The sequence below is a fragment of the Streptomyces antioxidans genome (genome assembly GCF_000968685.2).
GTDB lineage: Bacteria > Actinomycetota > Actinomycetes > Streptomycetales > Streptomycetaceae > Streptomyces > Streptomyces antioxidans.
The window spans coordinates 1-21,950 of sequence record NZ_LAKD02000061.1; the positions used below are offsets into that span (position 1 = coordinate 1).

The 21,950-nt window shown below is 71.8% G+C and carries 20 protein-coding genes and 1 pseudogene; 7 read left to right on the forward strand and 14 right to left on the reverse strand.

All coding sequences use genetic code 11. The features are described 5' to 3' along the window. Nucleotides 1-314, reverse strand: a pseudogene (locus VT50_RS40570) (SigE family RNA polymerase sigma factor); the annotation flags it as partial. A gap of 201 nt (nucleotides 315-515) precedes the next feature. On the opposite strand from VT50_RS40570, the gene afsQ1 reads away from it, so the two are divergent. The 5 genes from afsQ1 to VT50_RS23800 all read left to right on the forward strand — a co-directional run bounded on the left by afsQ1 (nucleotide 516) and on the right by VT50_RS23800 (nucleotide 4,444). Further along, nucleotides 516-1,193 carry a two-component system response regulator AfsQ1 gene (gene afsQ1 / locus VT50_RS23780; protein WP_206269473.1) on the forward strand — a complete coding sequence of 226 codons (678 nt, stop codon included), beginning with the start codon at nucleotides 516-518 and terminating at the stop codon, nucleotides 1,191-1,193. A gap of 139 nt (nucleotides 1,194-1,332) precedes the next feature. After that, on the forward strand, nucleotides 1,333-2,856 hold the full coding sequence (locus VT50_RS23785; RefSeq protein WP_240529286.1) for a sensor histidine kinase: 1,524 nt from the start codon (nucleotides 1,333-1,335) through the stop codon (nucleotides 2,854-2,856). After that, the gene (locus tag VT50_RS23790) at nucleotides 2,853-3,467 is read left to right on the forward strand and encodes a hypothetical protein (RefSeq protein ID WP_046089381.1); all 615 of its coding nucleotides are present in this window, start codon (nucleotides 2,853-2,855) and stop codon (nucleotides 3,465-3,467) included. The genes VT50_RS23785 and VT50_RS23790 overlap by 4 nt, the downstream gene beginning before the upstream one ends. Nucleotides 3,468-3,603: 136 nt before the next feature. After that, nucleotides 3,604-4,179, forward strand: a complete 576-nt coding sequence (locus VT50_RS23795) for a VanZ family protein (protein WP_046089380.1) — start codon at nucleotides 3,604-3,606, stop codon at nucleotides 4,177-4,179. 61 nt (nucleotides 4,180-4,240) lie between these two features. Then, on the forward strand, nucleotides 4,241-4,444 hold the full coding sequence (locus VT50_RS23800) for a PspC domain-containing protein (RefSeq protein WP_046089379.1): 204 nt from the start codon (nucleotides 4,241-4,243) through the stop codon (nucleotides 4,442-4,444). A 109-nt stretch (nucleotides 4,445-4,553) separates the two neighbouring features. On the opposite strand, the gene VT50_RS23805 is transcribed toward VT50_RS23800, so the two are convergent. Both VT50_RS23805 and VT50_RS23810 read right to left on the reverse strand, forming a co-directional pair. Next, nucleotides 4,554-4,796 carry a hypothetical protein gene (locus VT50_RS23805; protein WP_046089378.1) on the reverse strand — a complete coding sequence of 81 codons (243 nt, stop codon included), beginning with the start codon at nucleotides 4,794-4,796 and terminating at the stop codon, nucleotides 4,554-4,556. 124 nt (nucleotides 4,797-4,920) lie between these two features. Beyond that, nucleotides 4,921-6,087: an adenosine deaminase gene (locus VT50_RS23810; protein WP_046089383.1), complete on the reverse strand. Its 1,167-nt coding sequence runs from the start codon at nucleotides 6,085-6,087 to the stop codon at nucleotides 4,921-4,923. Nucleotides 6,088-6,191: 104 nt separating this feature from the next. Here VT50_RS23810 and VT50_RS23815 point away from each other — a divergent pair, with 104 nt between their 5' ends. Beyond that, on the forward strand, nucleotides 6,192-6,956 hold the full coding sequence (locus VT50_RS23815) for an alpha/beta hydrolase (RefSeq protein WP_075200507.1): 765 nt from the start codon (nucleotides 6,192-6,194) through the stop codon (nucleotides 6,954-6,956). A gap of 201 nt (nucleotides 6,957-7,157) precedes the next feature. On the opposite strand, the gene VT50_RS23820 is transcribed toward VT50_RS23815, so the two are convergent. Continuing rightward, nucleotides 7,158-8,495 carry an MFS transporter gene (locus VT50_RS23820; protein WP_046089376.1) on the reverse strand — a complete coding sequence of 446 codons (1,338 nt, stop codon included), beginning with the start codon at nucleotides 8,493-8,495 and terminating at the stop codon, nucleotides 7,158-7,160. 92 nt (nucleotides 8,496-8,587) lie between these two features. On the opposite strand from VT50_RS23820, the gene VT50_RS23825 reads away from it, so the two are divergent. Continuing rightward, entirely contained in the window at nucleotides 8,588-9,541 is a 954-nt protein-coding gene (locus VT50_RS23825; protein WP_046089375.1) for a LysR family transcriptional regulator, read from the forward strand. An 11-nt stretch (nucleotides 9,542-9,552) separates the two neighbouring features. Here VT50_RS23825 and VT50_RS23830 read toward each other — a convergent pair whose 3' ends face one another. The 10 genes from VT50_RS23830 to VT50_RS23875 all read right to left on the reverse strand — a co-directional run bounded on the left by VT50_RS23830 (nucleotide 9,553) and on the right by VT50_RS23875 (nucleotide 21,834). After that, on the reverse strand, nucleotides 9,553-10,830 hold the full coding sequence (locus VT50_RS23830) for a thymidine phosphorylase (RefSeq protein WP_046089374.1): 1,278 nt from the start codon (nucleotides 10,828-10,830) through the stop codon (nucleotides 9,553-9,555). 126 nt (nucleotides 10,831-10,956) lie between these two features. Beyond that, nucleotides 10,957-11,379: a cytidine deaminase gene (locus tag VT50_RS23835; protein ID WP_046089373.1), complete on the reverse strand. Its 423-nt coding sequence runs from the start codon at nucleotides 11,377-11,379 to the stop codon at nucleotides 10,957-10,959. Next, nucleotides 11,376-12,671, reverse strand: a complete 1,296-nt coding sequence (locus VT50_RS23840) for an ABC transporter permease (RefSeq protein WP_046089372.1) — start codon at nucleotides 12,669-12,671, stop codon at nucleotides 11,376-11,378. Before VT50_RS23840 ends, VT50_RS23835 begins: the two co-directional genes overlap by 4 nt. Then, nucleotides 12,668-13,807: an ABC transporter permease gene (locus VT50_RS23845; protein ID WP_046089371.1), complete on the reverse strand. Its 1,140-nt coding sequence runs from the start codon at nucleotides 13,805-13,807 to the stop codon at nucleotides 12,668-12,670. The genes VT50_RS23840 and VT50_RS23845 overlap by 4 nt, the downstream gene beginning before the upstream one ends. Beyond that, on the reverse strand, nucleotides 13,804-15,450 hold the full coding sequence (locus VT50_RS23850; protein WP_075200506.1) for an ABC transporter ATP-binding protein: 1,647 nt from the start codon (nucleotides 15,448-15,450) through the stop codon (nucleotides 13,804-13,806). The genes VT50_RS23845 and VT50_RS23850 overlap by 4 nt, the downstream gene beginning before the upstream one ends. A gap of 126 nt (nucleotides 15,451-15,576) precedes the next feature. Continuing rightward, nucleotides 15,577-16,611, reverse strand: a complete 1,035-nt coding sequence (locus VT50_RS23855; protein ID WP_046089369.1) for a BMP family lipoprotein — start codon at nucleotides 16,609-16,611, stop codon at nucleotides 15,577-15,579. Between the two features lie 319 nt (nucleotides 16,612-16,930). Further along, nucleotides 16,931-18,160 (reverse strand): amidohydrolase, encoded by a 1,230-nt coding sequence (locus VT50_RS23860; RefSeq protein WP_046089368.1) that lies wholly within the window; start codon nucleotides 18,158-18,160, stop codon nucleotides 16,931-16,933. Between the two features lie 207 nt (nucleotides 18,161-18,367). Beyond that, nucleotides 18,368-19,576: a hypothetical protein gene (locus VT50_RS23865; protein ID WP_046089367.1), complete on the reverse strand. Its 1,209-nt coding sequence runs from the start codon at nucleotides 19,574-19,576 to the stop codon at nucleotides 18,368-18,370. A 116-nt stretch (nucleotides 19,577-19,692) separates the two neighbouring features. After that, on the reverse strand, nucleotides 19,693-20,625 hold the full coding sequence (locus VT50_RS23870) for an N-acetylneuraminate synthase family protein (protein WP_046089366.1): 933 nt from the start codon (nucleotides 20,623-20,625) through the stop codon (nucleotides 19,693-19,695). Beyond that, the gene (locus tag VT50_RS23875) at nucleotides 20,626-21,834 is read right to left on the reverse strand and encodes an acylneuraminate cytidylyltransferase (RefSeq protein ID WP_046089365.1); all 1,209 of its coding nucleotides are present in this window, start codon (nucleotides 21,832-21,834) and stop codon (nucleotides 20,626-20,628) included. Nucleotides 21,835-21,950 lie beyond the last annotated feature (116 nt).

Genomic DNA, 21,950 nt, shown 5'->3' on the forward strand with positions numbered 1-21,950 from the left:
GCGTACAGGGAGGCGCGGCGCTCCTGGACATAGGCGGTGAACTCCGCCTCCGACGTGGTGCGCCGCTCCCCCTCTGCCTCCCCGTACGAGCCTCCCCCGTGGCCCCCCGGTCCCCCGCTGTCCCCCCCGAGACCGCGACCGGCCTCCTTGTCCCCCGTGATCGCGTCAATGGCCACCATGTAAGGAGGCCGCTGACGCCCGGCGCCGCGAGCGCACCCCCGCCCGCTCACGGCACCGGACTTCTCGTTACCCCGGCCGGCGTCGTGGAGGCGCGTGCGAACTGCGCTGGTGGTGGAGAAGTGCAGTGTGCCCATTTCGCGCCCCCCGTCGATGGAGCCTGGTCGGTCTGGCTTCTGGCCGCCCGGGCCGATGGCGTTCCGCCCGGTGCACAGAAGACTCTGCCGGGTCAGTTTCATGGGGCTGTCTGTCGACTGTCACAGGCTCGTCACAGGCGATCGGGCCGATAAACCCCTGACGGTCGAACTGGAGGCCCCTTGTAGGCCAGAATGACCAACGTGCCTTTCCTGTTGCTGATCGAGGACGACGACGCCATCCGCACGGCCCTCGAACTCTCGCTGTCTCGCCAGGGCCACCGTGTGGCGACCGCGGCGACGGGCGAGGACGGCCTGAAACTGCTGCGTGAGCAGCGGCCGGATCTGATCGTGCTCGATGTGATGCTGCCCGGGATCGACGGCTTCGAGGTGTGCCGCCGGATCCGCCGTACCGACCAATTGCCGATCATCCTGCTGACCGCGCGCAGCGATGACATCGACGTCGTGGTCGGCCTGGAGTCCGGTGCCGACGACTATGTGGTCAAACCCGTCCAGGGCCGGGTGCTGGACGCCCGGATCCGCGCGGTGCTGCGGCGTGGGGAGCGGGAGGCCAACGACTCCGCGGCCTTCGGCAACCTACTGATCGACCGCGCGGCCATGACGGTCACCAAGAACGGCGAGGATCTCCAGCTCACCCCCACTGAGCTGCGGCTTCTGCTGGAGCTCAGCCGCCGTCCAGGACAGGCGCTGTCCCGGCAGCAGCTGCTGCGGCTGGTGTGGGAGCACGACTACCTCGGGGACTCACGGCTGGTAGACGCGTGCGTACAGCGGCTGCGCGCGAAGGTGGAGGACGTGCCCTCGTCGCCGACGCTGATCCGTACGGTGCGTGGTGTCGGGTACCGGCTGGACTCGCCACAGTGAGCAGCGTGGTGAGCAATGCGGTGCGCGGCGCGCACGGGGGCGGAGACGTACGGAATTGAGCGCAGTGAGCGACGAGCCCGGTCGGGCCCGGGGCTGGGCCGCGGGGCTCTTGCGGTGGTTCAGCCTCCGGCTGCGGCTGATGCTGGTCTTCGGCCTGGTGGCGCTGACCGCCGCGGTGTCCGCGTCCGCCATCGCGTACTGGCTGAACCGGGACGCGGTGCTGACCCGTACCCAGGACGCGGCGCTGGATGAGTTCCGCAAGTCGTTGAAGGACGACACCGACCCGTTGCCCTCCCTCCCCACCTGTTCCGAATTGCGGGAGGCGGCGGGCCGCATGGCGGACAACACCCAGAAGTACGAGGTGCTGCTGATCACCCGGACCAAGGACGCCGGAAGCTGCCCGGCGGCCTCGGACAAGGGGCTGTTCACCCTCGATGTGGTGCCCTCCTCGCTGCGGCGCGCGGTGGACCAGAGGCGCCAGGTGGACAAGGGGAACACCGCCCCGTACCACCTCTACTGGCAGCGGATCACGCTGGGCGGCACTCCGTACCTGGTCGGCGGGGCCAAGGTGAACGGCGGCGGGCCGACCGGCTACATGCTCAAGTCGCTGGACACCGAGCGCCAGGATCTGAACTCGCTGGCCTGGTCGCTGGGGATCGCCACCGGGCTCGCGCTGATCGGCGCCGCGCTGCTGGCGCAGGCCGCGGCGGCCACGGTGCTGCGGCCGGTGCAGCGGCTGGGGGAGGCGGCCCACCGGCTGGGCGAGGGGCATCTCGACACCCGGCTGCGGGTCTCCGGCTCCGATGAGCTGGCCAATCTCTCCCACACCTTCAACCGGGCCGCGGAGCGGCTGCAGAAGCGGGTGGCGGAGCTGTCCGCGCGGGAGGCGTCCAGCCGACGCTTCGTCGCGGACATGTCGCATGAGCTCAGGACCCCGCTCACCGCGATCACGGCCGTCACCGAGGTGCTGGAGGAGGAGGCCGACTCACTCGACCCGATGATCGCTCCGGCGGTGCAGCTGGTGGTGAGCGAGACCCGGCGGCTGAACGACCTGGTGGAGAACCTGATGGAGGTGACCCGCTTCGACGCGGGCACGGCCCGGCTGGTCCTCGACGACGTCGATGTCGCCGACCAGGTGACGGCGTGCGTCGACGCCCGCGCCTGGCTGGACGCGGTGGAGCTGGACGCGGCCCGCGGGATCGTGGCCCGGCTGGATCCCCGGCGGCTGGATGTGATCCTGGCGAATCTGATCGGGAACGCGCTCAAGCACGGCGGCTCGCCGGTGCGGGTCTCGGTGCGCACCGACGGCGATGAGCTGCTGATCAAGGTCCGGGACCACGGTCCCGGCATCCCCGGGGATGTGCTGCCGCATGTCTTCGACCGCTTCTACAAGGCGAGCGCGTCCCGCCCCCGCTCGGAGGGCAGCGGGCTGGGGCTGTCGATCGCGATGGAGAACGCGCATATCCACGGCGGCGACATCAGCGCCGCGAACTCGCCGGAGGGCGGGGCGGTCTTCACCCTGCGGCTGCCGATGGACACCTCACGGATCGCCTCCGACGGGGCGGAGGACGAGGACGAGCGCGGCGACGGCGGGGCCCGGCGCAGGGACCCGGGCCCGGGCAGGAGCAAGGGCACCGGCCGGAACGAGGAGGACAGGCCATGAGTACACGCTGGACCCGCTCGGCCGCCCTCCTGCTGACCGGCGCGGTCGCGCTGCTGGCGGCCGGGTGCGGGATACGGGGCACCTCGGTGCCGGTGGACGCCGGGGCCGCGCCCTCGCGGGCGTCCTGCCGGGCACCGGAGTCGGAGCGGACCGCCGAGGGGGCGGGCAGGGGCTCCGTACGGATCTATCTGCTGTGCTCCTCACGGGTCCTGTCGGTGAGCCGGACCACCCGGCAGGGCGACGGGACGACGTCCCCGGAGCCGGTGCGGGTCGCCCGGGCGCTGCTGGAACAGCTGCGGCTGCCGCCCACGGCGGCCGAGGCGTCGGCGGGGTTCTCCACGGCGGTCGAGGACTGGGTGGAGGTCTCCGGTCCGGCCAAGGGCGACCCGGACAGCGCGCTGCGGCTGAGCCGCCCGCCGGAGGAGATCCAGTCCCTGGCGCTCGCCCAGATCGTCTGCACCTTCGCGGACACCACGGTGGCCGGTGACGACGGCAAGGTGGTGCTCGGCGGCCCGGACAGCCAGCGGGATCCGCTCAAGGCGTACCGGTGCACCGAGGAGATGCGCCGCAATCCGGTGATCGCGGTCACCTCCGGGGTCCTGGTGTCCTGAGCTCCCGGGCCCCGGTGTCCTGATTCGTCACCTGCCGGTACCGCCCCGTCCCAGGTCGGCGACTTGTCGGTAACAAGGTGCTGACCAGCGGGGCGGGGGCGGAACCGCGACCCCCGGGTGCGGCGTCCTGGTTTTCGTGCAGGGTCCTTTCGGCCGCAGGGCCGCCTTCCGCTACCGCGTCGCGGGCTTCGCGCTCCTCGTGGCACACCTCTCGTTCGTCTGCTGGCTGACCCTGCGACCGGTGAACGTCCCCTGGGTGTCCGCGGCGGCCCCCGAACCGCTGGCCACCATCCGCGCCGATCTGGCGCTCAGCCCCTGGTCGGCCGCCCGTTCCCTCGGGGGCGGGCTGCTGCTGCTCGCGCCGCTGGGGGTGCTGCTGCCGCTGGCCAGGGGACGGGCGGAGGCGTATCCGCTGGCCTCGCTGGTCCGTACGGCCTTCACGGGGGCGATGGTGGCCATGGGGTTCGCGCTGCTGCGCAGCGAGGTGACCGGGCAGATCATGAACGTGGACGCGGTGCTGCTGAACACCGTCGGGATCGCCCTGGCGCATGTGCTGGTGGTCCCCGCCGTACGGGCGCGGCTACGCCGCCGGGCCGACCGGGGCCGGGCGGCCCCCCTCCCCCGGCACGACGGTGCCCAGGCCCCGACCCCGACGATTCCCAGGGTCGGGATCGCACCGTGGAGCGACGTCTCCTCCAGCTCGCGGACATAGCGTTGAGGACATCGGGAACCCAGCTCTTCCCGAGCCAATGCGATGACGAGGAGTGCCCATCATGGCCGCACCGCTGGTCCGCCCCCGCCACGACAGGAAGATCGCCGGTGTCTGCGCCGGTCTCGCCCGGCGCTTCGGGACCACCCCGACGACGATGCGGGTGCTCTTCGTGGTGTCGTGTCTGCTGCCGGGGCCGCAGTTCCTGCTCTATATCGCGCTGTGGATCCTGCTTCCGGCGGAGGACACGTACCGCGAGGCATGGTGATCCGGCGCGCCGGCGCCACGGCGTCACCCCGCGTACGTGCCCATACGGAAATGGCCGGGCCGCACACCCCCTCGGGGACGTGCGGCCCGGCCGTTTGCCCAGACGGGGTTCAGCCCAGCTTGATGAGGCCGCCGGTCGGCAGGTTCCCCAGCGGGAGCTGCCCCAGCATGCCCTGGCCGGGCTTGGCCTGGGGGGCGGCGGGCTTGGCGGGCGCGGCTGGCTGCCCCGGGGCGGCGACCCGGCCCGCGGAGCCACCGGGGACCGGTGCCGCGGACGCGGCGCTGCCTCCGGCGACGACGGCGGCGGCGCCGAGGGCAATGACACCGAGAGTCTTGAGGGTTCCCTGCTTCATCAGAAATCTGTCCTTGAGACGGGGGCTTGACCGATACGGAAACGTAGCCATGGATTTCGGCTGCCCGCAAACACCGAAAACGCCCCATGTCAGCATGCCCAGGTCGGCGGCCCGGCTCGCCCGCTCAGCTGCTCTCGGAGGCGGAGTCCCTGGTCACAGCCGCTGTGGAGGCCACATTTCGGAACAGCCATTCGGACTTCAGCTCGGCGTATCCGGGCTTGATGACGTCATTGATCATCGCCAGACGTTCGTCAAAAGGAATGAAGGCTGATTTCATCGCATTGACCGTGAACCATTGCATGTCGTCGAGCGTGTAATGGAACGTTGATACAAGATGCTGGAATTCCCCGCTCATGCTCGTCCCGCTCATCAGACGATTATCCGTATTCACGGTGGCACGGAAATGCAGTCGGCGGAGCAACCCGATGGGGTGCTCGGCGTAGGAGCTGGCCGCACCGGTCTGGAGGTTCGATGTCGGGCACAGCTCCAGCGGGATGCGCTTGTCGCGGACGTACGAGGCGAGGCGGCCGAGGGTGAGGGAGCCGTCCTCCCCGGCCTCGATGTCGTCGATGATGCGGACGCCGTGGCCCAGCCGGTCGGCGCCGCACCACTGGAGGGCCTGCCAGATGGAGGGCAGTCCGAACGCCTCGCCCGCGTGGATCGTGAAGTGGTTGTTCTCCCGCTTCAGATACTCGAAGGCGTCCAGGTGGCGGGTGGGCGGGAAACCGGCCTCGGCGCCCGCGATGTCGAAGCCGACCACACCCAGGTCGCGGTAGCGGTTGGCGAGTTCGGCGATCTCCAGGGCGCGGGCCGCGTGCCGCATCGCGGTCAGCAGCGCGCCGACGCGGATGCGGTGGCCGTTCTCCCGGGCCCGGCGCTCACCCTCGCGGAAGCCCTCGTTGACCGCCTCGACGACCTGCTCCAGGGTCAGCCCGCCCTCGAGGTGCTGCTCGGGGGCGTAGCGGATCTCGGCGTAGACGACGCCGTCCTCGGCGAGGTCCTCGGCGCATTCGGCGGCGACCCTGACGAGCGCGTCGTGGGTCTGCATCACGCCGACGGTGTGGGAGAAGGTCTCCAGATAGCGCTCCAGCGACCCGGAGTCCGCCGCCTCGCGGAACCAGATGCCCAGCTTGTCGGGCTCGGCCTCGGGCAGCGCGCCGTACCCGGTCTCCCCCGCGAGGTCGACGATGGTGCCCGGGCGCAGCCCACCGTCGAGGTGGTCGTGCAGCAGCACCTTGGGGGCGCGGCGGATCTGCTCGGGGGTGGGCTCGTGGGTGTGCTCGCTCGTCATCTGGGCAGCGTAGCGCCTACGCGCGTAGAACGTGAGGGATAGATACGGAACGGTGACCCGCACGGGTAGTGGAGTACACCAATCCTTCTGCGATCGTTTCTGCCATGGCTCAGCAAGCGTTGCCCGAGCGGGGCGCACGGCTGGGGCGGCCGATGGGCGCGGCCGCCACGCGAAGGACCGTACACGGTGTGGTGCTGCTCCTCCCCGAGGGCGAGCCCAGCGGGACGAGACGGCCGTCCAGGCTCTCGGTGGCCGCCACGCTGCCGCTGGCCCGGCGGCTGGTCCGGGCGGGCCGGGAGGAGGGGCTGGCCGCCCATGTCGTCCACTACCGGTGCCGGGGCTGGAACGGGGCCGCCGCCGATGCCGCGTCCGACGCCGCGTGGGCCGTGGAGGAGGTCGTGCGGCGCTACGGCGATGTGTCGGTCTGCCTCGTGGGCCACGGCATGGGCGGGCGCGCCGCGCTCCGCGCCGCCGGGCACGAGGCGGTCGCCTCGGTGGTGGCCCTGGCGCCGTGGCTTCCGTCACCGGACGAGCTGCTGGCACCCGAACCGGTGAAGCAGCTGGTCGGACGGCAGGTGCTGATCGCCCACGGCACGAACGACGAGCGCACCGACCCCGAGCTGTCCTACCGGCTGGCGGAGCGGGCGAAGAAGGCCAACCGCGATGTGTGCCGCTTCGAGGTGCACACCGACGGGCACGGGCTGCACCAGCACCGCTCCGAAGTGCAGGCGCTGGCCGCGGACTTCCTCCTCGGCACCCTCTTCCACTCCGGCTTCTCCCGCCCGGTCGCCGACGCGCTGGCGGCTCCGCCGCCGCTGGGCCTGCGCATGCCCCTGGCCGCGGGCTTCGGCGCGAACCTGGGCCGCTGAGCGCTTGGCCGCGCGGGTTCGGTGGGGGCGGGCACGCGCCCCGAAGGGGCGCGGGGAACTGCGCGACCAGCCACGACGGCGCCGCGCACAAACAACGGCGGGGCGATGTCGGACCTCCGCGCAGGCGAAGGGGTCGCTCGCCGGACAGTGGCGGGCGGCCCCTTCGGGCTTCAGGGGGTCGGCCCGGGGCCAGGCCCCGGCCTAGGCCGGGACACCGCACAGGTCGCGCCGCGCGGCCTCCGCACGCAGCTCGGCCCGCGCCTTCCGCGTCGCGTACACCGTGATGGCCGCCGCGCCGACCACGGCCACCAGGCCCATGGCGACCGTGCCGCCCCACCCGGCCGCGTGGAAGGCGAGCGCGCCCAGCGCACCGCCCGCGCTGCTGCCGATGTAGTACGACGCCTGGTAGAGCGCCGCGGCCTGGGCGCGTCCGGTCTTGGCCGTGCGGCTCACCGCCGAGGACGCCGCCGCGTGGCCCGCGAAGAAGCCCGCGGTGATCAGGACCAGACCGGCCAGCACCGCCGGGATCGAGTTCAGCAGGGACAGCAGCAGCCCGGCGGCGGTCGTGGACACCGCCACGTACAGCGCGCCGCGCCGCCCCAGCCGCCCGACCAGCTTGCCGGTGGCCGCCGAGGAGACCGTGCCGACCAGGTAGATCAGGAAGATCGAGCCGACCAGGCTCTGTGAGAGCCCGAAGGGCTCGGCCACCAGGCGGTAGCCGATGACCGTGTAGACCCCGCCGAAGACCGTCATGAACAGCGCGCCGATCGCGTACAGCCGGCACAGCAGCGGATCGGAGAGATGCCCGGCGAGGGTGCGGGCCAGCGCCCGCGGGCTCACCTCGGCCGGGGTGAAGTGCCGGGCCCTGGGCAGCAGCGCCCGGAAGGACGCCGCGCACAGCAGCGCCATCACGCCGACCGCGGCGAGCGCGGCCCGCCAGCCCCAGGCGTCCGCCACCCAGCCGGTGAGGATCCGGCCGCTCATTCCGCCGACGCTGTTCCCGGCCACGAACAGCCCGATCGCGCCGACCAGCGCCTTCGGGTGGACCTCCTCCGACAGATACGCCATCGCGGAGGCCGGGATCCCGGCCAGCGCCGCGCCCTGCACCGCGCGCAGCCCGATCAGCCAGCCGAGGTCCGGGGCGAAGGGCACCAGCAGGGCGAGGACGACCGCGACCGTGAGCGAGACGGTCATCATGGCGCGCCGCCCGAACCGCTCGGACAGCGCGCTCAGCGGCACCACCGCGAGCGCGAGGCCGAAGGTGGCCGCGGACACGCTCCAGCTGGCCTGGTCCGCCTGGACCCGCAGATCGTCGGAGATCGCGGGCAGCAGCGCCTGGGTCGAGTAGAGCAGGGCGAAGGTGGCGAGCCCCGCGGTGAAGAGGGCGAGCCGCATCCGGAGGTAGCCGGGGTGGCCCGGGCTCATCCGCTCGGACCCGGAGGGCTTGGAGGGCTTGGAGGGTTCGGGGTTCGTGGACGTCACAGCGGAGGCGTCCACGCGGTGGTTCCCGGTGGACGCCCTGGTATCAGCAGGAGGCATGGTTCGACCGTACGTATCCACGGTTGATGCGTCCAATGCACGGAATGGCGATAATCAATCCACTGCCGCATGAGTAAAGGTCAGGGCCGCCCGTGTCACCCATCAGTTACGAAAACGACATTCCGGTGACAGCGGATGTCGAGGCGGAGTCCTGGGCCGCCGCGCTCACCCCGCGCCTCGCCCAGTTCGCCGCCGTCGCCCGCCATGAGCATGTGACCCGTGCCGCACAGGAGTTGGGGGTGCCCCAGTCCACGCTCAGCCGGGCGATGGTGCGGCTGGAGGAGGACCTGGGCGTATCGCTCTTCGCCCGCCGGGGCCGTACGGTGGCGCTCACCCCGGCCGGGCGGACCTTCCTGCGCTCGGTGGAGCGGGCCCTCGCCGAGGTCGACCGCGCCGCCGAGTCCGTACGGGCCGACGCCGACCCCGCCGCGGGCCGGGTCTCGTTCGGCTTCCTGCACACGCTGGGGACCGAGACCGTGCCCGGTCTGATCCGGAGCTTCCGGGTGGACCATCCGCGGGTGCGCTTCCAGCTGGTACAGAACTACGGCGAGGCGATGATCGAGCGGATGCGCGCGGGCGGTCTCGACCTGTGTCTGACCTCCCCGGTGCCGGACGCCCCCGACCTGATCGCCCGCCGCCTGGACGAACAGCGGCTGCGGCTGGTGGTCCCCGACGACCACCGGCTGGCCGGACGCCGCCGGGTCCGGCTCGCCGAGGCCGCCTCGGAGCTGTTCGTCACCCTGGAGCCGGGCTACGGACTGCGGCGCATCACCGACGCGCTGTGCGCCGAGGCGGGCTTCACCCCGAGGGTCGCCTTCGAGGGCGAGGAGGCGGAGACCCTGCGCGGCCTGGTCGCCGCCGGGCTCGGCGTGGCCCTCCTGCCGCCCCCGGCGGTCCCCCGCCCCGGAGTGGCCGAGCTGACCGTCACCGCCCCGCGCGCCGTTCGCGAGATCGGCGTCGCCTGGCTGGACGGCCACCCCGACACGCCCCCGGTGGCGGCCTTCAAGAAGTTCCTGCTGAGCCGCCGGGGCCAGCTGCTGCCGTAGCGGCGCCCGGATCAGGCGATGCGTTCCAGCACGATCGGGTCGGTGGTGAACTCCGTGTTCGCGGGGGCGTAGTCGATCGCGCCGGACAAGGCTTCCAGGGCGTAGGGGAAGGCCGAGGGGGTGGCGGTGTGGAGGGTGAGGAGGGGCTGGCCGGCGGTGATGTGGTCGCCCGGTTTGGCGTGGAGCTCTATGCCCGCGCCCGCCTGCACCGGATCCTCCTTGCGGGCGCGGCCCGCGCCCAGGCGCCAGGCGGCGAGGCCCACCGCGTAGGCGTCGAGGCGGGTGAGGACGCCGGTCGACTCGGCGTGGAGTACGTGGTGTTCGCGGGCCACCGGGAGCGGGGCGTCCGGGTCGCCGCCCTGGGCGGCGATCATGCGGCGCCAGTGGTCCATCGCGGTGCCGTCGGCCAGGGCCCCGGCGGGGTCGGCGTCCTTCAGGCCCGCCGCGTCCAGCATCTCGCGGGCCAGGGCGAGGGTGAGCTCGACGACATCGGCCGGGCCGCCGCCCGCCAGGACCTCCACGGACTCGCGGACCTCGAGGGCGTTGCCCGCCGTCAGGCCGAGCGGGGTGGACATGTCGGTGAGCAGGGCGGTCGTACGGACGCCGTGGTCATGGCCGAGGCCGACCATCGTGGTGGCCAGCTCGCGCGCGGAGCCGATGTCCTTCATGAAGGCGCCGGAGCCCACCTTGACGTCCAGGACCAGGGAGCCGGTGCCCTCGGCGATCTTCTTGGACATGATCGAGGAGGCGATGAGCGGGATCGACTCGACCGTGCCGGTGACATCCCGCAGCGCGTACAGCTTCTTGTCGGCGCGGGCCAGCCCCTCGCCCGCCGCGCAGATGACCGAGCCGACGTCGCGGAGCACGGCCAGCATGTCGTCGCCGGACAGCTGAGCGCGCCAGCCGGGGATGGACTCCAGCTTGTCCAGGGTGCCGCCGGTGTGGCCCAGGCCCCGGCCGGAGAGCTGCGGTACGGCGGCTCCGCAGGCGGCCACCAGGGGGGCGAGCGGCAGGGTGATCTTGTCGCCGACGCCACCGGTGGAGTGCTTGTCGGCGGTCGGGCGGGGCAGGGAGGAGAAGTCCATCCGCTCACCGGAGGCGATCATCGCGGCGGTCCAGCGGGCGATCTCGGACCGGTCCATGCCGTTGAGGAAGATCGCCATCGCGAGCGCGGACATCTGCTCGTCCGCCACCTCGCCGCGCGTGTAGGCGTCGATGATCCAGTCGATCTGGGCGTCGGTGAGGCGGGTGCCGTCGCGCTTGGCGCGGATGACGGAGATGGCGTCCATGGGGGCTGTACGGGGCCTTTCGTGTTCAGGAGGCCGACCGGGCGGGGCGGAGGCGCCGCCCGGTCGGAGGCGGCGCGGGCCGCCTCCGGTGTGAGCGAGGCGGCGCGGGCCGAGGCGGCGCGGGCGTCAGCCGTGGGCCGCGGCGCCGTGCAGATCGGCGGGGCCGAAGGCGTCCGGGAGGAGTTCGGCGAGCGGGCGGATGCCCGTGGCGGTGTCCATCTGGAGCTCCGGGCCGCCGTGCTCCCACAGCAGCTGACGGCAGCGGCCACAGGGCATCAGTACGGTGCCCTCCCGGCCGCAGCAGGTGAAGGCGGTGAGACGGCCGCCGCCCGAGGCGACGAGGGAGGAGACCAGACCGCATTCGGCGCACAGCGCAACGCCGTACGCGGCGTTCTCCACGTTGCAGCCGCTGACCGTGCGCCCGTCGTCGACGAGCGCGGCGGCGCCCACCGGGAAGCCGGAGTAGGGGGCGTAGGCCCGGGACATGGCGTCCCGGGCCTGGACGCGCAGGCCCTCCCAGTCGGGGGCCGCGGCGGCGGAAGTGGTCATGTGCCCTGTCCCTTCCGGTAGGGCCTGTTGTTCGCCTTGGGCATCCGCAGCCGCTGTGAGGCGAGCCCCATGACCAGCAGGGTCACGATGTACGGCGTGGCGCTGACCAGGTCGTTGGGCACCGTGTCGGTCAGGGCGTACCACAGCAGCAGCGCGACGGCCGCGGCCCCGAACACCGCGCCCGCGACATAACTCTTGCGGACAATCCGCCAGGCCGCCAGCGCGGCGAGGCCGAGTGCGACCAGGAGCAGCAGGGCGTGCACGGTGGCCCCGCCGTTGCGCAGCTGGAGGGCGTCGGAGTAGCCGAAGAGACCGGCGCCCATCGCGAGCCCGCCCGGCCGCCAGTTGCCGAAGAGCATGGCGGCGAGACCGATGTAGCCGCGGCCACCGGTCTGGCCCTCGTTGTAGATGTGCGAGCGGACGAGGGAGAGGAAGACGCCGCCCAGCCCGGCGAGACCGCCGGAGATCACCACGGCCGCGTACTTGTAGAGGTAGACATTGACGCCGAGGGATTCGGCCGCCGTCGGGTTCTCACCGCAGGACCGCAGCCGCAGTCCGAACGAGGTCCGCCACAGCGCGAAGAAGCTGCCCACGACCAGCAGGATGGAGACGACGGTCAGCGCCGAGATGTCGGTGACCAGGCCGCCGAGGATGCCCGCGATGTCCGAGACCAGGAACCAGTGGTGGTTCTCCAGGTCGGCGAGCCAGTCGGAGAGCCCGGGGACGGTGAACGACTGGATGGGGTCGACCTGCGGGGAGTTCTTCGGGGAGCCGCCGATGGCGGACAGCGGCTCGAACCAGCGCTTGGCCAGATAGGTGGTGGCACCGAGGGCGAGGATGTTCATCGCCACACCGGAGATGATGTGGTCCACCCCGAAGGTGACGGTGGCCACCGCGTGGATCAGCCCGCCGACCGCGCCGCCGAGGACGCCGGCGAGCACCCCCACCCAGGGGTTGCTCTGGTAGCCCGCCCAGGCGCCGAAGAAGGTGCCGAGGATCATCATGCCCTCGAGGCCGATGTTGACCACACCGGCCCGTTCCGACCACAGCCCGCCGAGGCCCGCGAGGCCGATCGGCACGGCCATGGAGAGCGCGGCGCCGATCTGCCCGGCGGAGGTGACCCGGTCGAAGTCCGCCTGCTGGGCGGCGTCGGCGAGCGTCCGCAGCACCGACAGCGCGATCAGCGCCCCGGCGACGATCAGCAGCACCTTGCCCAGGGACATCCGGGAGGCGGGCCCGTTCCCCTTGTCCGGCGCGCTCGTGCTCTTGGTGGTGGTCACCGTGGCACTCATGCCGGCACCTCCGTCTCCGTCTTGTCCGTGCCCTGGGGCTTGTCGGCCCTGGCCTGGGCGGCGAGCTCCGCACCCACCCGCTGCTGCTGGCGCCCCAGCCCGTAGCGGCGCACCAGTTCGTACGCGATGACGACACACAGGACGATCACGCCCTGCATCACACCGACGATCTCCTTGTCGTAGCCCTCGAACTCCAGCCGGTTGGCGCCGCGCTCGAGGAAGCCCCACAGCACGGCGGCCAGGCCGATGCCGACCGGGTTGTTGCGGCCGAGCAGCGCGATGGCGATACCGGTGAAGCCGATGCCGGCGGGGAAGTCCGAGGTGAACTGGTGGGTGTCGTTGAGCAGGGTCGGCATGCCGACCAGACCGGCCATCGCGCCCGAGAGCACCATGCTGGTGAGCACCATGCGCTTGACGTTGACGCCGCTGGCCTGGGCGGCGGACTCGGAGCGGCCCACCGCGCGCAGGTCGAAGCCGAACCGGGTGCGGCCGAGCAGGAACCAGAAGCCGACGCCCGCGAGCACCGCGACCACGATGAAGCCCCAGATGGGGTCGAGGTCGCCGCCCGCCGGGATGGTGAAGAAGTGGCTGGAGGAGGGCAGCGGGTCGGTGGCCACGATGTTGGTCTGCTTGTCGAGGTCGGCCAGCCGCCCGTCCACCAGCAGATAGCTGATGACGATGCCGGAGAGGGAGTTCAGCATGATGGTGCTGATCACCTCGCTGACGCCCCGGTAGACCTTCAGCAGACCGGCGATCGACGCCCACATGGCGCCGACGAGCATGCCGACCAGCAGGATCAGCGGGATCTGCACCAGCCCGGGCAGCTTCAGCGCCCCGCCGACGACGGCGGCGAAGAAAGCGGCGAGCCGGTACTGGCCGTCGACGCCGATGTTGAAGAGGTTCATCCGGAAGCCGATGGCCACCGCGAGCCCCGCCAGGTAGTACGTGGTCGCCTTGTTGAGGATGTAGACCTGGCTGTCGGCCTTCACTCCGTAGTCGAACATGATGCCGAAGGCGTTGAACGGCTCCTTGCCGGTCGCCAGCAGCACCAGCGCGGTGACCACGAACGCGGCGGCGAGCGCCAGCACCGGGGCCGCGACCGCGAGCAGCACCCGCTCCTTGTCCAGCTTCTTCATCGGTCCTCTCCCCCGGTCGCGGCCTCGTCACCGGAGGCGGTCCCGGTCGCGGGCCCGGTCCCGTCGTCCGCCGGGCCCTCCAGATGGCCGGAGGCGGCGCCGGTCATGGCCGAGCCCAGCTCCTCCGGGGTGATCGTGGCGGGGTCGGCGTCGGCGACCAGCCGGCCGCGGTACATCACCCGCAGGGTGTCGGACAGGCCGATCAGCTCGTCCAGGTCGGCCGAGACCAGCAGCACCGCCAGGCCGTCCCGGCGCGCGGCGCGGATCTGGTCCCAGATCTGCGCCTGGGCGCCCACGTCCACGCCCCGGGTGGGGTGCGCGGCGATCAGCAGCTTGGGGTGGTGGCTCATCTCCCGGCCGACGATCAGCTTCTGCTGGTTGCCGCCGGACAGCGAGGCCGCGGTGACCTCGATCCCCGGCGTACGCACGTCGTACTCGGCGACGATCCGCTCGGTGTCCCGCCGGGCGGCGGCCGGGTTGAGCAGCCCGGCCCTGCTGTTGGGCTCCTCGGTGACATGGCCGAGGACGCGGTTCTCCCACAGCGGCGCCTCGAGCAGCAGCCCGTGCCGGTGGCGGTCCTCGGGGATGTAGCCGATGCCGTCCTCGCGCCGCTTGCGGGTGGGCGCGTGGGAGATGTCGGCGCCGTCGAGGGTGATGGTGCCGGCGTCGGGGTCGCGCATGCCCATGATGGCCTCGACCAGTTCGGCCTGGCCGTTGCCCTCCACACCGGCGATGCCGAGGACTTCGCCCTTGCGGATGGTGAAGCCGATGTCGTCGAGCACCGCCCGCTCCACCCCGTCCACATCGGTGGCGGTCAGCCGCAGCGCGTCCACGACGAGCAGATCGGTGTCGGTCACGGTGGATTCGCGGGTCTCGGGCGAGGGCAGCTCGCTGCCGACCATCAGCTCGGCCAGCTGCCGGGGGCTGGTCTCGGACGGCACGACGGAGGCGACCGTGGTGCCGCGCCGGATGACGGTGATGTCATCGGCCACGGACAGCACCTCGCCCAGCTTGTGCGAGATGAACAGCACCGTCAGGCCCTCGGACTTGAGCTCGCGGAGGTTGTCGAAGAGCGCGTCGACCTCCTGCGGGACGAGCACGGCGGTCGGCTCGTCGAGGATCAGCGTCCGGGCGCCCCGGTAGAGGACCTTGAGGATCTCCACCCGCTGACGGTCCGCCACGCCCAGGTCCTCCACGAGGACGTCGGGGCGGACGCCCAGCCCGTAGGCGTCGGATATCTCCTTGATCCGGGCGCGCGCCTTACCGGCGATGCCGTGCAGCTTCTCGGCGCCGAGGACCACGTTCTCCAGCACGGTGAAGTTGTCGGCGAGCATGAAGTGCTGGTGCACCATGCCCACGCCGCGGGATATGGCGTCCGCCGGGGAGTGCAGCTCCACCGTCTCGCCACCGATCGCGATGGTGCCCTCGTCCGGGCGCTGCATCCCGTAGAGGATCTTCATCAGGGTCGACTTGCCCGCGCCGTTCTCGCCCACGAGGGCGTGTACGGTGCCGCGGCGCACGGTGATGTCGATGTCGTGGTTGGCGACGACTCCGGGGAACCGCTTGGTGATTCCGTGGAGTTCTACGGCGACGTCGGTGACGGCACCGGCGGGAGCGCCCTTGGGTGGGCTGGCGGCTTTGATGGCGCACTCCTGAGGGGCGGAGGGGGTGGGGCTGGCCGGGGGCCGGACCGGCCGGGGTACGCCATGGACCCGGGCGGACCCGGGGCGGATGCCCGCCGGGCCCGTGCGGGTCCATGGCGCCGGGGGTCAGTCCTTGTAGGTGTCCTGGACCTTGATCTGACCGTCGATGATCTTCTTCTTCGCCGCCTCGATCTTCGGCTTGATGTCGTCGATGAAGCCGCCGGAGTAGGAGAGGGAGACGCCGCCGCGCTTGAGGTCGTAGGTCTGGACGCCGCTCTCGGGCTTCTTGTCCTTCACGACGCTCTTGACGAAGTCGTAGACCGAACCGTCCACCGTCTTGACCATGGAGGTCAGGATCGACTTCTTGTACTGGGCCAGGCCCTTGTCGTAGTACTGGTCGCCGTCGACGCCGATCGACCAGGTGCCCTTCTTCCCTGCGGTCGCCTCGATGGCGCCCGCGCCGGAGCCGCCGGCCGCGGAGTAGACCACGTCGACCTTGTTGGAGAGCATGCCCTCGGCGATGTCCTTGCCGCGGTCCGGCATGCCGAAGCCCTTGGGCGAACCGACCTGCACCCACTGGACGTCGAGGGACGCCTTGGGGTTGGTGTCCTTCAGGCCCTGCTGGAAGCCGCCCGCGAACTTCTTGATCAGCGCGCTGTCGGTGCCGCCGATGAAGCCGACCTTGTTGGACTTGGTCTTCAGCCCCGCTGCGACGCCGGCGAGGTAGGAGCCCTCGTGCTCGGCGGAGACCAGGCTGGCCACGTTCTTGGCGTTGACCACGGAGTCGACGATCGCGAAGTCGGTGTCCTTGTACTTCTTCGCGGCCTTGGTGAGCGAGGGGGTCCACGCGTAGCCGACGCCCACGACGGGGTTGTAGCCCGCCTCTGCGAGGCTCGCCAGCTTGTCGTAACGGTCGGCGTCCGTGTCGCCGTCCTTCGCCGTCAGCTCCTTGCCCTTGACGTCGAAGTCCTTCAGGGCCTTGTCATAGCCCTTGGCGGCGGAGTCGTTGAAGGAGTGGTCACCGCGGCCGCCCACGTCGTAGGCCAGACCGATACCGGCGTCCTTGCTTCCCTCTTCGGAGCTGCTGCCACACGCGGTGACGGAAAATGCGAGAGCCGCGGTGGCAATGCCCGCGACAGCTATCGTGGATACCCGGCGCACGAGGGTCCCCTCTGATGATCTCGAAGCGCCCCTTGCGGCGCTGGCTCCGGCGCATCGTAACGCGCGTAGATGCCAGATAAAGGCCCCCCAGGAAGCCGTTATCGGATCGTCGCGAACCTCTCGTGTCCGCCAGGTCTACACAACGTTCCCAGCGGGTAAAGCGGGGCTCGAATACGCCCGGTACGCCCCCGTATGCACCCGGCGGGCGAGGCCCGCACCAGGAGGGGCCCTGCGCAGCCGCCCCCGACTGGATCGGCCCCGCCGCGATGCTTCCGCGGGTCGGTGCCGGACGGCCGGGGGGGGCGCGTGGCCGTTGGGGCTAGGCGTTCCGGTCGAGGAGGACGGCGGCCGTGAACAGCTCCACGCCGACCGCGATCGCGCCCTCGTCCACGTCGAAGTCGCCCGCGTGGAGGTCGCGTCGGGTGGTGTCGCCGGTCTTGCGGACGCCGAGGCGGGCCATCGCGCCGGGGACCCGCTCCAGGTACCAGGAGAAGTCCTCGCCGCCCAGGGACTGTTCGGTGTCCTCGACCGCGTCCGCGCCACAGCGGGCGATCATGGCGTCCCGCAGCAGCTCGGCTGAGCTCGCCTCGTTGACCACCGGCGGGACCCCGCGGACGTAAGTGATCTCCGACTTGGCGCGGTGCAGGGTGGCGATCTCGTCCACCGCGGCATGGACCAGGTCGGGCGCCTCCCGCCAGGCGGGCAGGTCCAGGCAGCGGACCGTGGCGGACAGCTCGGCGTGCTGCGGGATCACATTGCAGGCGTGGCCCGACTCCACCCGGCCCCAGGTGACGGCCAGGCCCGAGCGGGCGTCCACCCGGCGGGCCAGCAGTGCGGGCACCTCGGTGATCACCTTGGCGACGGCGGTCACCAGGTCGGTGGTCAGATGGGGGCGCGCGGTGTGGCCGCCCGGCCCGTCCAGCGAGACCTCCAGCCGGTCGCAGGCCGAGGTGATCGGCCCGACCCGCAGCCCGATCCGGCCGACCTCGACCTTGGGGTCACAGTGCAGCGCCAGGATCCGGCCGACACCGTCCAGCACGCCCGCCTCCATCGCGTCGGCCGCGCCGCCGGGCAGCACCTCCTCGGCGGGCTGGAACAGCAGCCGCACCGGGCGCGCCAGCCGCCCCTCGCGGGCCAGCTCGGCCAGGACCAGACCGGCCCCGAGCACCACGGTGGTGTGCACATCGTGGCCGCAGGCGTGGGCGCGGTCGGCGACGGTCGAGCGGTAGTCCACCGTCTTGGTGTCGGGGATGGGCAGCCCGTCGATGTCCGCGCGCAGTGCCAGCAGGGGCAGCTCCGGTGAAAAGCTGCCACGCGGGCCGATGTCACAGATGAGACCGGTGCCGGAGGGCAGCACCCGCGGCTCGAGTCCCGCCTGCTCCAGCCGCGCCTTGATCGCGGCGGTGGTGCGGAACTCGCAGTTGCCGAGCTCGGGGTGCATGTGCAAGTCGCGACGGAAGGCGATGAGTTCGGCACGGAGCCCGTCGGGGAGCGTGCCGGGCAGCGCGGGCGCGTCGGCGGGTGTGACATCGGTCGCATCGAGGGACATCAATTGCTTCACCTAAAGAAGCGTAGAACGCCAGGTGGGTCCACCGAATGTCGATCAACAAAAATTCAATCTCTACGGGGACGCAAAAGTACCCACCCCGCTGCATGATCTTCCTAGTCAGGGGGTATAACAGACCGTTTTCCGGTCGGCCGCGGGTGAGAAGCGCCACACGGCCGTACGGGCGACCAGCTCAGATGGTGAGACGCCTCAGGACGCCGCGACCGGCGCCGGGGGCGGTCCCGGGTTCGCCGGTGGGGCCGCGTCACGCTGCGGGACCGAGTCCCTGGGTGGGGCCGCGTCTCCCGGCGGGGGCGACCCCGCGCCCAGCCGCCGCACATCTCGCGCCGTCCCGGTGACCCCGGACAGGAAGCCCTGGGCGCGCGGGGAGGCGTCCCTGGTCAGCCAGGCGGGGTCCACATCGCAGACCGCGACCTGGACGCCGGTGCCCACGAGCGCGAGCGGCAGGGTGTGCACCACGGTCGACGGGAAGCTCACGATCGTGTGGCCGATGGGGCCGCGGCGGGCTATCAGCTCCAGCGGCAGATCGGGCCGTACGATCTCCAGACCCACCTCGGCCGAGACCCGGTGCAGCTTCTCGGCGCTCTCCCTGCGGTGGGCGAAGTAGCGGGTGGCGCCATGGGCGCGGGCCAGCGAGCCGACCGCCTCCAGATAGCGCTCCAGGTCCACCACGCCCGTCTCGACCAGGGACGTGCCCACCAGGTCGGTGCCCCCGGTGAGCCGGGGCGGGCCGAACCGGGCGCGGGTCCAGGCGAAGTCGTTGGCGGTGACGGTGACCCCGGCGGGCGGCTCCACCGGCATCGAGCTGAAGACCTCGACCCGGCGGTTGGCGCCCGGGGTGAGCCTGCGGCGCGCGGTGGCGGAGACCGGCGCGAAGACCATGTCGCGCGGCCCCTTGCTGCCGCGCCGGTGCCAGCGCACCAGGGGCTCACCCTTGGCCAGCTGGGAGATGAACTCCATGGTGGCCGTGCCGTCGTCCACCACGACCAGGTCCTTGGCCCGGGTGAGGGTCAGCAGCAGCTGGACGTAGCGGGAGAACGGGTCGCCTATGACGATCCGCGCGGCCCGGCGCAGCGGTCCGCGCAGCCCGCCGATGGTCTTGACCGGCGCACCGGCCCCGCCGCGCGCGTCCTCCCAGCGCACGGCGAAGCCCTCGTCCCGCGCCAGCTCGGCCATCCGGCGCAGCTGGCCGCGGGTCATCGGATCGTGCGGCGAGAGCACCACCACGGTGAGGTCCTGGGGCGCCACAGCCGCCCCGGGGCCCCCGGCGCGCTGGGCCTCCGGGCCCAGGGCGCGCTGGGCGTCGGCGTACGCCCACTCCAGCACGTTCAGCAGCTGAACCGGGCTCTCGACGAAGGCCAGCGTGGCCGGAGTGGCAAGAGGAGCAGCGGAGACCATCGCACCGTCCAAAGGCAGGGCCCGGAAGTGACGGGCGGCCCCCGATGGCTCAGGGGTGCCCGCCGCTTCCGGGCAGGGGCCGGGCTCACCGGCCGGTGGATTCACGGCAGGGTGCGTCAGACCGCGGCGGGCTCGCGGTCGGCGGACTCGGACTCGGCGACGACGCCCGCGACGCGGCGGAGCTTCTTCATCGGGCCGAGCTCGCTCTCGTAGACCTTCTTGACGCCGTCACCAAGGGACTCCTCGATGGTGCGGATGTCCCGCACCAGCCGCGTCAGGCCCTGCGGCTCGACCGAGGCGGCCTGGTCCGAGCCCCACATGGCCCGGTCGAGGGTGATGTGACGCTCGACGAACGCGGCGCCCAGCGCCACGGCGGCCAGGGTGGTCTGCAGACCGGTCTCGTGGCCCGAGTAGCCGATCGGCACGTTGGGGTACTCGGCCTGCAGCGTGTTGATCACGCGCAGGTTGAGCTCCTCGGCCTTGGCCGGGTACGTGGAAGTGGCGTGGCACAGCAGGATGTTGTCGCTGCCCAGCACCTCCACCGCGTGGCGGATCTGCTTGGGGGTGGACATGCCCGTCGACAGGATGATCGTGCGGCCGGTCGCCCGCAGGGCGCGCAGCAGCTCGTCGTCGGTCAGCGAGGCGGAGGCCACCTTGTGCGCCGGGACGTCGAACTTCTCCAGGAAGGCGACGGCCTCGGTGTCCCACGGGGAGGCGAACCAGTCGATGCCGCGCTTGGCGCAGTGCTCGGAGATGGCGCGGTACTCGTCCTCGCCGAACTCCACGCGGTGGCGGTAGTCGATGTAGGTCATCCGGCCCCAGGGGGTGTCACGCTCGATGTCCCACTGGTCGCGGGGGGTGCAGATCTCCGGGGTTCGCTTCTGGAACTTGACCGCGTCACAGCCGGCCTCGGCGGCGACATCGATCAGCCGATACGCGTTCTCCAGGTCGCCGTTGTGGTTGATGCCGATCTCACCGGTGACATAGACCGGGTGGCCGGGTCCGGCGGTCTTCGCGCCGAGGGTGCGGAGGCGAGAGTTGGAGCTCACTTAAGACAGTTCCTTTCCGAGAATCCACGAGGCGATCTCGCGGATCGCGCCGTCACCTCCGGGGGTGGAGGTGACCGCACGTGCGGCGCCGCGCACGACGTCGTGCGCACCTGCGACCGCCACGGGCCAGCCGACGAGGCCGAAGCACGGGAGGTCGTTGACGTCGTTGCCGACGTAGAGCACGCGCTCCGGCGCGATGCCCTGCTCCTCGCACCACTGCTTCAGTGCGAGATCTTTTCGGTCGATGCCGTGGAGCACGGGGACCTGGAGCTTGCGGGCCCGTGCGGCGACGACCGGGTTCTTTTCCGTGGACAGGATCAGCAGCGCCAGCTCAGCGCGGCGCAGGGCGGCGATCCCGAGCCCGTCGCCGCGGTGCACGGCAACGAGTTCGCGTCCATCGGAGTCGACGAGCACCCTGTCGTCGGTCTGGGTGCCGTCGAAGTCGAGTACCACCGCGTCGATGTCATCGCGGGTGGGGAGGGCGCCCGGCCGCTCGGCGTCGAACAGCGGGGCGAGCGCGCGGGCGCGGGCCAGATCGTGCGGATCGTCGATCTCCAGCACCCGGGCGGGGTCGGTGCGCACCAGGTCGGTGCGGCCGAAGAAGCGGTGCCCGGCCTCACGGAAGCCGCGGGCGTCCATCGCGTAGGCGGCGCCGGTCTCCAGGAAGTCCTGGGGGCGGTCCTGGCGGCGCGGGCGGTACGACTTGTCGTGGTTGACCCCGTCGCCGCCGTCCGTCGCGTCTCCTTGGCGGTCTTCGCCCTCGCGCCAGACGAAGCCGTGGAAGGGGGCCACGGTCAGGGCGGTGTCGGCGCCCTTCTCGGCGACCGCGGCGGCCACCCCGTCGATGTCCTCGCTGATCATGAACGGGCTGGTGCACTGCACCAGGAGCACCACGTCCACGGTGGTGCCGTGCGACGCCTCGTAGGCGTCCATCGCGTGGATCACCGCCGCCTCGCTGGTGGCGGTGTCCCCCGCGATGTCGGTGGGCCGCTGGACGACCACCGCGCCCGCGCCGCGCGCCGCGGCCGCTATGCCGGTGTCGTCGGTGGAGACGACCACGTCCGTCACCAGACGGCTCGCCCGGCACTCCATGACCGCGCGGGCGACCAGCGGCACACCGCCGACGGCGGCGAGGTTCTTCGCGGGGACGCCCTTCGACCCGCCGCGGGCGGGGATCACGGCGAGCACGCACGGGCTCGGGGCGGTCATGGCGGCTCCTTCAGGGGTTGCAGAGGTGATCGAGGCCCCCAGGGCCCCTTCTTGGTTCGCGCGCGCGTCGCCAGCCGTCTTTTCGTTCGCTTCTCCGCCCGCGCGGCACAGAGGCG

Coding starts and splice junctions, on each gene's coding strand:
- VT50_RS23785 (WP_240529286.1), top strand. CDS start 1,333: ATGCTGGTCTTCGGCCTGGTGGCGCTGACCGCCGCGGTGTCCGCGTCC.
- VT50_RS23790 (WP_046089381.1), top strand. CDS start 2,853: ATGAGTACACGCTGGACCCGCTCGGCCGCCCTCCTGCTGACCGGCGCG.
- VT50_RS23800 (WP_046089379.1), top strand. CDS start 4,241: ATGGCCGCACCGCTGGTCCGCCCCCGCCACGACAGGAAGATCGCCGGT.
- VT50_RS23805 (WP_046089378.1), bottom strand. CDS start 4,796: ATGAAGCAGGGAACCCTCAAGACTCTCGGTGTCATTGCCCTCGGCGCC.
- VT50_RS23810 (WP_046089383.1), bottom strand. CDS start 6,087: ATGACGAGCGAGCACACCCACGAGCCCACCCCCGAGCAGATCCGCCGC.
- VT50_RS23815 (WP_075200507.1), top strand. CDS start 6,192: ATGGCTCAGCAAGCGTTGCCCGAGCGGGGCGCACGGCTGGGGCGGCCG.
- VT50_RS23820 (WP_046089376.1), bottom strand. CDS start 8,495: ATGCCTCCTGCTGATACCAGGGCGTCCACCGGGAACCACCGCGTGGAC.
- VT50_RS23830 (WP_046089374.1), bottom strand. CDS start 10,830: ATGGACGCCATCTCCGTCATCCGCGCCAAGCGCGACGGCACCCGCCTC.
- VT50_RS23835 (WP_046089373.1), bottom strand. CDS start 11,379: ATGACCACTTCCGCCGCCGCGGCCCCCGACTGGGAGGGCCTGCGCGTC.
- VT50_RS23840 (WP_046089372.1), bottom strand. CDS start 12,671: ATGAGTGCCACGGTGACCACCACCAAGAGCACGAGCGCGCCGGACAAG.
- VT50_RS23845 (WP_046089371.1), bottom strand. CDS start 13,807: ATGAAGAAGCTGGACAAGGAGCGGGTGCTGCTCGCGGTCGCGGCCCCG.
- VT50_RS23860 (WP_046089368.1), bottom strand. CDS start 18,160: ATGTCCCTCGATGCGACCGATGTCACACCCGCCGACGCGCCCGCGCTG.
- VT50_RS23865 (WP_046089367.1), bottom strand. CDS start 19,576: ATGGTCTCCGCTGCTCCTCTTGCCACTCCGGCCACGCTGGCCTTCGTC.
- VT50_RS23875 (WP_046089365.1), bottom strand. CDS start 21,834: ATGACCGCCCCGAGCCCGTGCGTGCTCGCCGTGATCCCCGCCCGCGGC.